Annotated in this window: 13 protein-coding genes and 1 pseudogene; all 14 read left to right on the plus strand. The window is 41.7% G+C overall.

Translation table 11 applies throughout. The annotated features are described in order from the left end of the window. Nucleotides 1–5: 5 nt before the first annotated feature. The gene (locus SPPN_RS00345) at nucleotides 6–1154 is read left to right on the plus strand and encodes a phage portal protein (RefSeq protein WP_000506468.1); all 1149 of its coding nucleotides are present in this window, start codon (nucleotides 6–8) and stop codon (nucleotides 1152–1154) included. Continuing rightward, nucleotides 1135–1857: a head maturation protease, ClpP-related gene (locus tag SPPN_RS00350; RefSeq protein WP_000152604.1), complete on the plus strand. Its 723-nt coding sequence runs from the start codon at nucleotides 1135–1137 to the stop codon at nucleotides 1855–1857. Before SPPN_RS00345 ends, SPPN_RS00350 begins: the two co-directional genes overlap by 20 nt. Before the next feature lie 18 nt (nucleotides 1858–1875). After that, complete coding sequence (locus SPPN_RS00355; protein WP_000976937.1) at nucleotides 1876–2991, plus strand: phage major capsid protein; 1116 nt, start codon at nucleotides 1876–1878, stop codon at nucleotides 2989–2991. A 13-nt stretch (nucleotides 2992–3004) separates the two neighbouring features. Beyond that, complete coding sequence (locus SPPN_RS00360; RefSeq protein ID WP_000401889.1) at nucleotides 3005–3295, plus strand: hypothetical protein; 291 nt, start codon at nucleotides 3005–3007, stop codon at nucleotides 3293–3295. Continuing rightward, nucleotides 3288–3476 carry a hypothetical protein gene (locus SPPN_RS00365; protein WP_000598693.1) on the plus strand — a complete coding sequence of 63 codons (189 nt, stop codon included), beginning with the start codon at nucleotides 3288–3290 and terminating at the stop codon, nucleotides 3474–3476. Before SPPN_RS00360 ends, SPPN_RS00365 begins: the two co-directional genes overlap by 8 nt. Next, the gene (locus SPPN_RS00370) at nucleotides 3463–3852 is read left to right on the plus strand and encodes a hypothetical protein (RefSeq protein ID WP_000830391.1); all 390 of its coding nucleotides are present in this window, start codon (nucleotides 3463–3465) and stop codon (nucleotides 3850–3852) included. Before SPPN_RS00365 ends, SPPN_RS00370 begins: the two co-directional genes overlap by 14 nt. Further along, nucleotides 3845–4243: a hypothetical protein gene (locus SPPN_RS00375; RefSeq protein ID WP_000094295.1), complete on the plus strand. Its 399-nt coding sequence runs from the start codon at nucleotides 3845–3847 to the stop codon at nucleotides 4241–4243. The genes SPPN_RS00370 and SPPN_RS00375 overlap by 8 nt, the downstream gene beginning before the upstream one ends. Continuing rightward, entirely contained in the window at nucleotides 4243–4623 is a 381-nt protein-coding gene (locus SPPN_RS00380) for an uS13 family ribosomal protein (RefSeq protein WP_000588569.1), read from the plus strand. Before SPPN_RS00375 ends, SPPN_RS00380 begins: the two co-directional genes overlap by 1 nt. A 16-nt stretch (nucleotides 4624–4639) precedes the next feature. Beyond that, complete coding sequence (locus SPPN_RS00385) at nucleotides 4640–5236, plus strand: major tail protein (protein WP_000216339.1); 597 nt, start codon at nucleotides 4640–4642, stop codon at nucleotides 5234–5236. A gap of 45 nt (nucleotides 5237–5281) precedes the next feature. Continuing rightward, a complete protein-coding gene (gpG, locus tag SPPN_RS00390; RefSeq protein ID WP_001151571.1) occupies nucleotides 5282–5575 on the plus strand; it encodes a phage tail assembly chaperone G in 294 nt (97 codons plus the stop codon). A 248-nt stretch (nucleotides 5576–5823) separates the two neighbouring features. Next, the gene (locus SPPN_RS00395; protein WP_000087358.1) at nucleotides 5824–6054 is read left to right on the plus strand and encodes a hypothetical protein; all 231 of its coding nucleotides are present in this window, start codon (nucleotides 5824–5826) and stop codon (nucleotides 6052–6054) included. Nucleotides 6055–6110: 56 nt separating this feature from the next. Then, nucleotides 6111–10286, plus strand: a complete 4176-nt coding sequence (locus SPPN_RS00400; protein WP_000146321.1) for a phage tail tape measure protein — start codon at nucleotides 6111–6113, stop codon at nucleotides 10284–10286. Further along, nucleotides 10286–10984 carry an adenylosuccinate synthetase gene (locus SPPN_RS00405; protein ID WP_000499603.1) on the plus strand — a complete coding sequence of 233 codons (699 nt, stop codon included), beginning with the start codon at nucleotides 10286–10288 and terminating at the stop codon, nucleotides 10982–10984. The genes SPPN_RS00400 and SPPN_RS00405 overlap by 1 nt, the downstream gene beginning before the upstream one ends. Beyond that, nucleotides 10981–12282 (plus strand): annotated as a pseudogene (locus SPPN_RS00410) (phage tail spike protein); the annotation flags it as partial. The gene SPPN_RS00405 and the pseudogene SPPN_RS00410, both read left to right, overlap by 4 nt. Nucleotides 12283–12399: the final 117 nt, after the last annotated feature.

The following is a 12399-nucleotide window of genomic DNA, read 5'->3' on the forward strand; positions in this document are numbered from 1 at the left end:
GAAGCATGGGGTTCTTAAATTTATTTAAGCGTGATGCGCCTGATGTTGGTTTTGATTTTGAAGAGTTGGAACGAATGTTGGGGTGTTTGCAGTTAAAGAGTTTAGCGATTGATAAGTCGGCGGAGTTTGTGGCTCGTATCTTTGCTAAGTCGGAATTTCGGTATATGGTGGAGAATCATCATGTGACGTCAGACTGGGATTATATTTTAAATGTGCGTCCCAATAAGAATGAGTCGGCCTCGGAGTTCTGGCAGAAGGTCATTTATCGCTTATTGACGAAAAACGAAGTACTCATTGTTTTGTCTGATGATAAGCAGTTACTGGTAGCTGATGCTTTTACTCGTAGGCGTTATGCTCTGTATGATGACACCTTTGAGATGGTGTCTGTCGGGGATTATACATTTCAGAGGAAGTTTGCTATGAGTGATGTCATCTTTCTTCAGTATAATAACAATCGCTTGCAAGAATATGTATCTGACTTGTTTTCTGATTATGAAAAACTACATACTCGTCTGGTGGAAGCCTTAGCTAGAAATAATCAGATCCGTGGGGTTCTGGCTACAAAAGCGAATGGAACTTTTGATGAGGATAAGAGAAAGAAACTGCAGAGATATGCGGACAATCTTTTTAAGTCCTTTACGTCTAAGACGGTTGCCATTGTACCGACAATGGATGGTGTGGAGTATTCGGAGTTGACCAATACGGTAGGAACTACAAATCTATCAGTTGAAGAGTTGAAGAAACTGAGACGTCAATTTGATGACGAGGTTGCGGATATATTAGGTTTGCCGACGGCTTTGATGCATGGAGATATGGCTGATTTGTCTAATAGCCAGAAGATGTTTAACAGTTATTGTTATGAATCGCTGGTTAAAAAAGTGGGTGACGCTCTAAACCATGCTATGGTGAGTTCGGCTGGATACGCTAATCAGAAAAAATTTGTGATTTTTGGTGAGGGGGGACTGGATAAGTTTGCTCTGGCTGAGAACATAGATAAACTCATCTCATCTGGGGCTATGACTCGAAATGAGGTGAGATTGGAACTTGGTCTTGAGGCTGTTCCTGGTGGGGATTCTTTCCTTATCACTAAGAACTATCAGGGTGAAAACGAAATAGAGAAAGGAGGAAATGAGGATGACAATCATTCAGATTAAGGGAGCGATTGTATCCAATGATGACCGCTGGTTTTATGATTGGCTAGACATGGATGCAACTGCTCCTAAGGATATTGTATTGCCGACGACGGGAGAAGATGTGGAGGTGCACATCAATTCTGGTGGTGGTGATGTGTATGCTGGTAGTGAAATCTATACAGCATTGCGTGCTTATCAGGGGCATGTGACGGTGAAAATCGTGGGGATTGCTGCTAGTGCTGCGAGTGTTATCGCTATGGCTGGTGATCAGGTGGAAATTAGTCCTACAGCGCAAATCATGATCCATAATGTATCTGCTGGTGTACGTGGTGACCATAAGGCGCTCTTGCATGAGGCTGGTGTGTTAGAAGGGTTTAATAAGTCCATCGCATATGCCTATATTGATAAGACTGGTAAGGCATTAGATGATTTACTGGATCTAATGGAGGGTGAAACGTGGTTTGATGCTCGTTCTGCTGTTAATCATGGCTTCGCAGATAAGGTCATGTTTGAAAGTCAGGAAGCTCCTGTCTTGGTAGCTAGTCAGACACCTGTGATTCCTCGTGATTTTATCGAAAAAATCCGATCTGCGATGACCCCAGATGTGGAGTTATTGGCGGACTTGGTTCGTGATAGGTTGAATAACAGTTTACCTATCCCAGAAGATAAGAAAAAAGAAGACAAGACGGCTGAACCTGTGGGGTTGGGTCGTTTCCCATTTTAAGAAAGGAAATAAAAAACAATGATGAAACTTGGTAATGAATTTACAACTGCTCGTCAGAACTTTATGAATGCAGTAGAAACTGGTGCTCCTATGGAGGAGCAAAATAAGCTCTATAACGAGATGATTGAGGCATTGACAGATAAGTTGCAAGATGATGCTCGAGAAGCTGCTCGTAAAGAAATCGCAACTATGAATCCATACGATGCACAGTTGACTGCTGAAGCTCGCGAATTTTTCAACAACATTGAGAAACTTCCTCCCAAAGGAATTGAGAAATTGTTCCCTCAGGAAACAATTGACCGTATTTTTGAGGATATGGTGGCAGCCCGTCCACTTCTTCAACACATCGGCTTGCGTAATGCTGGTATTCGTTTGAAATTCCTCAAGTCTAGTCGTACAGGTCAAGCGGTTTGGGGTAAAATCAATGCTGAAATTCAAGGACAATTGAAACAAGAATTTGCTGAAGAAGAAGCGATTCAGTCTAAATTGACTGCTTTTGTTGTAATCCCTAAAGACTCTGAAAAGTTTGGTCCTGCTTGGCTACAGTCTTACGTATCCATTCAAATTACAGAGGCCTTTGCAGCTGCTCTTGAAGCTGGTTATTTAAATGGTGATGGGGACAACAAGCCTATCGGGTTGTCTCGTACTCTTACAGGGACTGCAGAAAGTGAAAAAGTAACTTATGCTGAGAAACAAGCTCAGAAAAAACCATTGACTTTCGCAGACTCTGCTACCGTGGTAAAAGAGTTGACGGAGGTTTATAAATACCATTCTACAAAAGCTGACAATACCACTCCTGTTGCAGTAGAAGGTAATTTGGTTATGGTAGTGAACCCTGTAGATGCCTGGGATGTGAAGAAGCAATATACGTCTCTCAATGCTCAGGGTGTATATGTAACAGCTATGCCTTATAACCTCATCTTGGTTGAGTCGGTTGCTCAAGCGTCTGGTAAGGTGACTACATTTGTCAAAGGTCGCTACGATGCCTTTGTAGGTGGGGGGATTGAATTTGGACGATTTACCGAAACCTATGCTTTAGAAGACTTGAATCTCTACACTGCTAAGCAATTTGCTTATGGTAAAGCGCATGATGAAAAGACTGCTGCTGTGTGGACACTGAGTATTGCAAAATAAAAGGTGACGAAGGATGGAGATTGAAGCTAAACTTCATTCCCTCCTTATTCCTTTTAAGGAGCGGATGAGAATTTTTCATAGCGGAGAAGATGCGAATCTCTCACGGATGTTAGAAAGTTCTCAAATGGTTATTACCCGCTTGGTAGGAAGTGGGAATATACACGATCATCAAATAAGGGAACTTATCTTAGAACGTGCTCGCTATGTCTATAATGACCAAGTTGAATTTTTTTACGAAAATTTCAAAGCGGATATTTTAGCATTATCGTTAGATAAGATAGAAATGGAGGATAGTGATGATTAAGGTATTAAAAGAGTTTTATGACCTCAAGGAGGGAGTCCTTAGGCAAGTCGGAGAAAGGTTTGAAGCGACAGAAGAACGATTTGCTGAGCTAAAGGAACATTTACCTGACTATGTCGAGTTGGAAAAGTCGTCCAGAAGTCGTAGCTCTAAGGAAGTAGTGAGTGTAAATGAAGAGGAGTGAGGGACCAAGCTATCGTTACAAAAAGCCTGAGTCTCAAAATGGAGACCTAAGAACTCCCCTGACTTTCTATACCTCTAAAATAAAAAAAGGGGTTGATGGTCGTGATGTGAGTTACGAGAAGGCTTTTTATACGATGGGGCAAACTTATTCTCCAAGTATGAAAGACGTTGAGATTGCAACTGGAAAAGCGATGAAAGCTAAGATGACTTTGAAGATTCGTGACCCTCTGACAGATTATCAGCCTGAAAATCGGCATTTTGTCGAAGTGGGGGATATCCGTCTAGTTGGTAAGAAATGGCAAATCATTGATGTCCGTCCTGATTTTGCTAATCGGGATTTTTTGATTGTCCTTATCGGAGGTGGTCGTGATGTCTAGTGGAGCTAATCTAAAAGGATTTGATGATATTTTGAGGAATATTGAGGCTCGACTAGGAGAGCCGGTAGTTCGTAGAAAGGTCAACAGAGCCTTGAAGGAGACGGTTGAGGAGTTTGAGCCAACTTTCAAACGGGCTATGGCGGTGTACGCTGACACTGGGAAGACGGTTGGTGCGGTCGTTCATGGGAATGTGACTGGTACATCCAGCGGAGTTCCAATGGTTAAATTAGGTTTTAAAAGTCCTCGTTGGACTATTATTCACTTAAATGAATTTGGCTATGCAAAGAATGGGCATCCTCGTGGTTTCGGAGTCATGCGCCGCTTTTTTGAAGCGAGTAAGCCGGTCTTTAAGTCTAAAGTCGGCATGAAGTTAAAACAGGAGTTTTTGTAATGATTAAAGACAAATTAACTGAACTCTACGATGCTTTGGAAGAGGATGAGTCTTTATCTGGTATTAGTATCAAGTCTTTTGAGCGTCCTGAGAGCTTGGGAGATGGTGAGACCAGTATTGTCATTATCCCTGTAGGGCCTCCAATGCAGACGGCTCACGGTAGTAATACTAGTTTGGCTAAGACTTTTCTCTATCAAATCAATGTAGAGTCTACTAATCGAGTGGAGTGTAAAGAACTCCAAGGAAGAATTGAAAAAATAATGGAAGAACAGGGATTTTATCAGACTGAAGGTGGTTTGGAACAATGGATTCCTGATATTAAGCGCTATGTAGACGTTCGGACTTATCGTGGTATGAGCGCTCTATATGAGAAATACTAGAAAGAAGGAAAAAGAAATGACAGTAAAAGGAACTGCACTTATCGGACTTAAATCAGTCACCATTCGTGTGCATGATGGACAGACTCCAACGGTTGGACAGAACCTCTTCACGCTAGAAGGTAAAGATAATGAAGGGGCTACACAGACCGCTAGAGTAACTGGATTATCTAGTGACCCTGTAAAGACTTATGGTAGTAATGTGGCTTATCACGTCTCCAATCGAGGAGTCGGTGATGTTAAGGTAGAGATGGGCTTGCTTGATGTCCCATTAGCTTTATATACGAATGCTTTGGGGTATGGCGATGATGATGGTATCTATTACTTCGGTGCAGACACAGTTGCCAAGAATGTTTCCATTCTCATTGAAAGTAATACTGCTGATGGGGAACCTGTTTACTATGGTTTTTATAAAGGTCAGCTTTCTATGGATGCTATTGATTTTGAAACGCTCAAGGATAAGGCGAATGAGTTAGCTACTACTAGTGTGAATTTCACTGCGACAGCTAGTTCAGACGTTGCAACTAAGGGGCGTTATGGTGCTATTGTTTATGGTTCAGATGCTGAAAAGTTGAAGAAATTGAAAGGTCAACTAAACATAACCGCTGCGGGGTAGAAGGAGGGCGAAAGCTCTCTTTTACTTTTTTAGAAAGGAAAGTATATGGCTAAGGTTCAATTTACAATTAAAAATGACAAGGGAGAAGATGTCCTAAAAAAGAGCAAAGAAATCACAACTCGTGATTATCGTGACTATTTGGTCATGAACGAATCCTTGACAAGTGATTTATCTGAGGTAGAGAAGCTTGATAAGCAGTTGGGATTTATTGCTAGTTTGTTTGATGATGTGACAGTAGAACAATTACTAGAATACACAGATTTTGCGAAAGTGATTTCTATTTTTACAGCAATTTATGCTCATCTGGTAGGTGATGTAGACCCAAAGGAAAAGAGCTAGCACCTGGGCAAGCGATCAAACGTTTTTATGGTTTTGTCAAGCAAGTTACAGAGGGTCCTTATGGAATGAGCATTCGCGATGTGATGGATACGAGTTGGGAGGACTTGATGGGGGTCTTGGGAAGTCTGGAAACGAGTGAACAAGAAGAAGTGCTTGACTTGGCAGATTTTTTAGAAAGTCTCTAGGTCAAGACTTTACAAATCAAAGGCTTAGGAATATAATAGAGATATGTAAGGGAGGTGGAAGAAATGTCTCGAAAAGAAAAAGCATGTAGAAGATATTGGTTTTGGTTTACCATTTTTATCCTTTATCTTGCTTTTGGCTTGTATTGTATTTGTACAAATTTTGTAGATATCTTTGGTATGCTCTTGCTATCACCCTTTATCTTTGCTTCCCTGCCACTCTATGCTTATCTATTTCTTGGTATGTTTATCTGGGCTTTTATGAACATGGCAATGGATGATTTTTATAAAGAATGATGAAAAGTCCGTAAGGGCTTTTTTCTTTGCTCTGAGGAGTTAGGAAGGAGAACAAGATGGCAAGCGGTACGCCGTTAGGTCAGATGTATATCGAGCTAGGGTTGGACGTGTCAAAGTTCAGTCCTACTCTAACTGGTGCAAAAAACGCTGTAAAGTACTTTCAAAATAATGTCCGTTCTTTGGACAGTACTTTAAAAGGCAATGAAAAAAATGCTAGCTTACTTCAAGCAAAATACAAGACTTTAGGACAAGCCATTGATTCACAACGTAAAGTTTTGGATGAGATGAAGAAAAGTTTTGATAAACTTGAACCGGGGACAGCTAAATTTGACAAGGCTGCTGCTGATATTCAGCGTGAGAATGCTAAGTTGGCAGTAATGGAAGGTCAGCTACGCGGTGTTGAAAAAGCTTTGCAAGATGTGGGGCGTGAAAATAGTTGGTCTGGTAAGATAGATGCCTTGAGCGAAAAATTTGCTAAAGGTGGAGAAAAATTGCGGGCTATGGGCGATGCAATGAAGCCTGTGTCTGCTGCTTTATTAGCTGGTTTTACGCTTTCTACTAAGAAAGCTATTGACTTTGAAAGCCAGATGAATACAACTAAATCTCTGTTAGCAGATACTATTCCAACAGCGGATGAACTGAACAGTACCACACAAAAGCTGGGTGAAAGTTCAAAAAATTGGGCGAAGCAGTATGGGATTTCTACTGCATCTATCAATGAAGGGATGCAAGAAATTATCAAGAAAGGTTTTGATGCCAATCAAACAATCGAAGCCATGCCTGCTATCCTAGACGCTGCAAAGGCGTCTGGTGAGGACTTCAATACGGTTATGAACGCCACTACGAATATTTTGCAACAATTTGGGCTATCTACTCAGGATACAGAGCGAGTAACCAATAGCTTAACCTTTGTCGCCAATAAAACGGCTGCTGGTTTTGCTGATATGGGGGCTGCAATGGAGTATGTTGGTCCCGTTGCTAAAAACGTTGGTATGAACTTGGAAGAGACTGCCGCTGCTGTTGGTCTTTTGTCCAACAATGGTATTGCTGGTGAAAAGGCTGGTACGGCTCTGCGTGGAGCTTTAACAAGGCTACTGAAACCATCAGAGCAAAATGCAAATGCAATGGAGAAGCTTGGTTTTTCTGCAGAAGAATTTCGTAGCGGCGCGATTAAGCTACCTGATATTTTGGATCGTATCAAAAAGAATACGGAAGGGATGACAGATGCTCAGAAATCGGCCTTGATTGCTACAGCCTTTGGTACAGAAGCTCAGACAGCGATGAATATCTTGGTTGACCAAGGTGGAGATGCGTTGCGTAATCTTGCTAACGAAACCAAGGGGGCGACAACTTATACCAAGGATTTAGCAAATGAATTATCTAAGTCTTCTAAAAATGGTGTGGAACGTTTTAAATCTAGTTTAGAAGTTTTACAGATTAACATTGGTCAGAAATTATTACCATTACTAACTCCTGTGATTGATAAGGTGAACCAATTTATCGACTGGCTAAGTAAGGCTCCTCCAGCCGTACAGAGCTTGGCGGTTGGTATTGGTGGTTTTTTGGCTCTGGGCTACCCTTTCTTGAACTTTCTAGGCAATGGGGCGACGGCTCTTAGTATTTTGATAAAACATGCCGGTAAATTAGAAGGACTATTAAAGGGCGGTCTCGGTCTTGCTAAATTGACAGAGCGTGCTGGTAAATTAAAAGGACTTTTACAAGGTGGTCTCGGTCTTGCTAAGGTAGGAAGCGAAGCTACTGTTTTAGCGGAAGGAGCTGGCGCTGCTGCATCTAGTTCTAGTCTCTTGTCTGGAGCCATTGGGGCTTTGACAAATCCTATTGGTTTGCTGGTGGGTGGTGCTGCTTTACTAGCTGGAGGATTGGTCTATCTAGGACATAAGAAAGACGAGGCTCGCATTAAGGCGGAGGAATTTGGGTCTCAGTTGAGTGATACTGCAAGGAAAGAGTTAAGAGATTTCCAAAGTAAGGTAGATGATACCAGTACAGCAGTAGCCAACTTTGGAACCCACGCTGGCGATGCTGAAAAAGTTTCTGAAGCTTTTCGAAAACTTCATGAAGAGGTAGCAGCAGGTGCTGAAAAAGCTAATCAACGTATGGAAGAATTAGCTAAAAAGTTGGGGTTTAGCGATGAAGAAATCGCTAAAATGAAAGTAAAAAATGACCAAGTTGTTTCAAATACCGATGCAATGGCTAATCAGGTCAGTGAAATCTACAAACGTCATAATGGAGACGCTAGCAAGTTTTCTCAAGAAGAAAAAGAAATCGTCTTAAACAACCAAAGAGAGATGATCAAAGCTAGAATCGAAATGATGGAATTATCTGGCGAACAACAAAAGGCTGCGCTTCAGGCTCTGAATGGAGAGATTGGTAGTTTAAATGAAACGCAATTAAAGCACACAAGAGATGTTTTGAAGAAGGCTCTGGATGAAGAAAATCAGTTATACAAAACCTCAAAAGATGGATTGAAACAACTCTTAGATGCCAAACGTATCGATCAAGAAACTTACAATAAAAAAATTCAAGAACTTGAAACAAACCACCAGCAAACCATGGAAGCCTTAGGTACTAAGTATTACCAGGTTATGCAAAACCTTGACGCTAAGGTAAAAGCTCGAACTGGACAAAGCTGGAACTACTGGGAAGAAGCTAAAAAGGTTCTGGAAGAATATGGTTTGTCTTATGAAGTAATCGGTCAAAAGGCAGCAGAAGCTTCTCAAAAAATGGGTGATTCCCATAGCATTCTTGCTAAGTATACTAGTGATATGAGCAAGGAAACGAGAGAAGCGAATGATGCTTGGTCTTTGCTCGTCGGAAACATTGATGAAAACAACAATTTTGTCATTAAATCAAACGTAAAAGAAGTGATTGGGGAAGCGACTAAATCTGCTGAGGGTTGGGAGCAATTGCAATTTATTGTTAAAAATGCGAATATCAACTCAAATGTTCGGGTAACGATTGCTGAAGCTCTCGTTGAGTCTGGTAAGTGGTCAACTATGACACTGGAAGAAAAACAGTTGATTGTCCAAAATCAAGCAGGACTGCAAGCTATCTTTGATAGTGAAAACCATCTTAGAATCTGGAACAGTATGCCTGCTGAAGTCAAGCAACTGCTTTTGGAAAATACAGATGTGATGAATAAGGCTGAGGAGGCTTCCAAAGCGCTCTATAACTATGATGCCTTGACTCCTAAGCAGAAAGAGTTGCTGGCTACGGATGAGAATTTCAGAAAGGCTGTTGCGCGTTCGACTGACACGCTAACGACTTGGAATGCGATTACTCCATTCACAAAAGATTTGAAACTAGATCCTACAAATGTTTTGAACAACGGGCAATTGTCAATCGATAAAATCATAGCTTGGAATCTATCTAATCCAGAGAATAAGTCATTAAATGCTATTGACAATACTAGTGAAGCAGTTGCTAGTGCAAAAGCGAGTGTGAACTCTCCGAAACAGGAAAAACCAATTGATTTACTTGCGAAAGATCAGACTGCAGGCGTTAGAAATGAGACGAGTGCGGCTATTAATGCGATTAAGCAACATAATCCAGTAGATATCCTTGCTAAAAATAGCACTTCCAGTACTGTCAGCGAGGTCAAAAGCGTCGTTAATAGCATTCAAGACAAAACGGTTACAATCAACGCTCAAGATAATGCGTCTGGCGTGCTTGCAGGCATTAGGACTTGGATTACTAGGGTAACTGGTGATTTCTTTACCAATGTTTTTGCTAGTCGGCATGCCCACGGTACCAACTATCACCCTGGTGGTCTTGCTATGGTCAATGACCAACGCAATAGTACCTACAAGGAATTGGTTACTCTTCCAGATGGTAGGAGCTTCATTCCTGAGGGGAGGGATGTTCTTCTTCCTCTTCCTAAAGGGGCTAAAGTTTTGCGGGCGGATAAGACCAAACGCTTGATGCGTGAGATGGGGGTTCCTAAATATGCTGCAGGAGTTGGCATTCCGAGTGATGCTAAATTCCTTCGTGAGATGGAAGAAGCACAAGCTAAAATAGTGGTGCAAACAAAAGGAGATACAAATAGTAAAGACAGCGATAAAGTCGTGTCTGAGATAGCGATTCTGAGAGCAAGTATGGAGAAGATCCTTACTGCTATCCTTGAAAAGCCGTCAGATACTTACCTGGACGCTGATAAAATTTCAATGAGCGTCTACCAACGTCAAGGTGCGATTTACGCTAGGGAGGGAATGTAATGTTTTATATGATTATCAATGGTTTTAACACATCAACTATCCCTCACTGCGTGGTGACGGATTTTGGTCAGGTGGAGGCTGCTAAGCCTAGGGTGGCTGAAGATGCTAACCTCTACGGAGCCAACGGAAGTTATCGAGTGCTGGATGGTGGCTATGAGAGTTATGAACGGACTTTTTCGTTCTATATTCCTAAGTTACTGGATGTTTCGACTATCGTGGAGAAATTTCAGCCTAAGGACAATGTGCTGGAGTTTAGCTACCAGTTGGGTTCTGTCTTTTATGCGGATTTTATTGGTGCAACCTATAGCCCTCATGGGATGCATGCCTGGAAGCTAGAGCTTAAGCTGAGTATGCAACCGTTCCGCTATCAGAAAAATCTTGCTCCTCTTATTTTTACCGCAAGCGGTAATGTCAACAATCCAGGCTCTGTCTATAGTGAGCCTGTGATTGAGATTGAGGGGGACGGAGATATTTCTTTGACTATCGGACGGACAACCATGCACTTGACCATTAGACGAAAAGTGACCATTGATTGTAGGCATAAGAAGCAGAATATCTACAACGCAGATGGTGTGGTTCAAAATACGCTACGAAAGCGTGGAGGCTTCTTTGAATTGGCTGTTGGCAATAACGGTCTGGTCTTTACTGGTGCGGTTCGTAAGGTCACAGTTCGGCCGAATTGGAGGTATATTTTATGATTTATCTTACAGAGGGAAATAGGCCTTTAAACGAGTCCTACAATGATGAAATTGTCCATTTGGGGAACAATACCTATCAACTGACCTTTCGTTTTCCTACATCGGATCCCAAGTGGGAATTGCTGAAAGAGGAAACCTTTCTGACTGCAGATGACCTGCATGGTGAGCAGGATTTTTATATTTTTGAGGTTGAAAAGCAACAAGGATATATTCAAGTCTATGCCAATCAGGTTATCAGTTTGTTAAATAATTACATCGTTAGCTCTATCGAGGTTGACCGTGTCAGTGGGACAAGGGTGTTGAGTGCTTTTGCTGGTAGTATTACCAGAGCCAATCCTTTTTCTTTCTTCTCTGATATTGATGATAGGCATACGCTCAATATCAAGGACAAGAATGCCATGGAGGTCTTGGCCAAAGACAAGCATTCTATCCTAGGTCAGTGGGGCGGAGATATGGTGCGAAACGGTTACAACTTACGCTTGCTGAAGAATGGCGGTTCTGAAAATGAATCGCTTTTTATGTACAAGAAAAACTTGTCCAGCTACCAGCATAAGACCTCAATGAAGTCTTTAAAAACTCGGATAACCTTTAAAACGACTGTTAAGGGCGAGGGAGAAAATGCGGTTGACCATGATTATATGGTGGTGATTGACAGCCCCTTACTTGGGAACTACAGCCAAATCTATGAAGATGTCGTGGAGGTCAATGACCAAGACGTGACAGATGAGGCTAGCTTGATTGCATATGGTAAGCAGTATTTTCGGACAAGTATGTGCGACATGCTAGAAGATAACCTTGAAATCTCGGTTGTCGGTCAGAGTGATGTTGCGGTGCAGATGTTTGATGTGGTCAGTATCTACCATGAGTGGTACGGTCTTGATGTTCGTAAGAAAATCACCAAATATACCTATTCGCCAATGGCAAAACGCCTAAAATCAATAGGTTTTGGGACCTTCCAGTCCAGTCTTGCAAATGCGATCGGTGGGATTGTAAATGATGCCGTTTTGAATGAAAGCCGAAATCTGCATCAGATTTTTGAAGAACGTTTGAAAAAGGAAATCGCCAACGCTGACCGTGCTTTTGACGCTGAATTTACTAAGCGTGAGAAAGCTATTACGGATGCCATCGAACTTGCCAAGGCTAAGGCGGAAGAAGTCAAGCAAGAAGTGTCTGACACTATCAATCAGCGTTTCAATAGCTTTCATGATGAACCTTTACGAGAATCAAGGCGTAAGGCTGAGGAAGCTTTGAGACAAGCTGGCGCAAGTAGCTCTCTTGCTCAGGAAGCCAAGCGGCTATGCGTTTTTCTTATTTTAAGATTTTTACCTCAACTCTCTTTTAGTATTTAACGCAGTTAATAAGGTCTATAATAGTCTAATTTAGGTAGTAAATTTGTTCCTATTCTGTCAACTTTT

Origin of the sequence: Streptococcus pseudopneumoniae IS7493 (genome assembly GCF_000221985.1) — a bacterium.
Lineage (GTDB): Bacteria > Bacillota > Bacilli > Lactobacillales > Streptococcaceae > Streptococcus > Streptococcus pseudopneumoniae.

Coding starts and splice junctions, on each gene's coding strand:
- SPPN_RS00350 (WP_000152604.1), top strand. CDS start 1,135: ATGACAATCATTCAGATTAAGGGAGCGATTGTATCCAATGATGACCGC.
- SPPN_RS00370 (WP_000830391.1), top strand. CDS start 3,463: ATGAAGAGGAGTGAGGGACCAAGCTATCGTTACAAAAAGCCTGAGTCT.
- SPPN_RS00360 (WP_000401889.1), top strand. CDS start 3,005: ATGGAGATTGAAGCTAAACTTCATTCCCTCCTTATTCCTTTTAAGGAG.
- SPPN_RS00400 (WP_000146321.1), top strand. CDS start 6,111: ATGGCAAGCGGTACGCCGTTAGGTCAGATGTATATCGAGCTAGGGTTG.
- SPPN_RS00405 (WP_000499603.1), top strand. CDS start 10,286: ATGTTTTATATGATTATCAATGGTTTTAACACATCAACTATCCCTCAC.
- SPPN_RS00375 (WP_000094295.1), top strand. CDS start 3,845: ATGTCTAGTGGAGCTAATCTAAAAGGATTTGATGATATTTTGAGGAAT.
- SPPN_RS00355 (WP_000976937.1), top strand. CDS start 1,876: ATGATGAAACTTGGTAATGAATTTACAACTGCTCGTCAGAACTTTATG.
- SPPN_RS00395 (WP_000087358.1), top strand. CDS start 5,824: ATGTCTCGAAAAGAAAAAGCATGTAGAAGATATTGGTTTTGGTTTACC.
- SPPN_RS00345 (WP_000506468.1), top strand. CDS start 6: ATGGGGTTCTTAAATTTATTTAAGCGTGATGCGCCTGATGTTGGTTTT.
- gpG (WP_001151571.1), top strand. CDS start 5,282: ATGGCTAAGGTTCAATTTACAATTAAAAATGACAAGGGAGAAGATGTC.
- SPPN_RS00365 (WP_000598693.1), top strand. CDS start 3,288: ATGATTAAGGTATTAAAAGAGTTTTATGACCTCAAGGAGGGAGTCCTT.
- SPPN_RS00380 (WP_000588569.1), top strand. CDS start 4,243: ATGATTAAAGACAAATTAACTGAACTCTACGATGCTTTGGAAGAGGAT.
- SPPN_RS00385 (WP_000216339.1), top strand. CDS start 4,640: ATGACAGTAAAAGGAACTGCACTTATCGGACTTAAATCAGTCACCATT.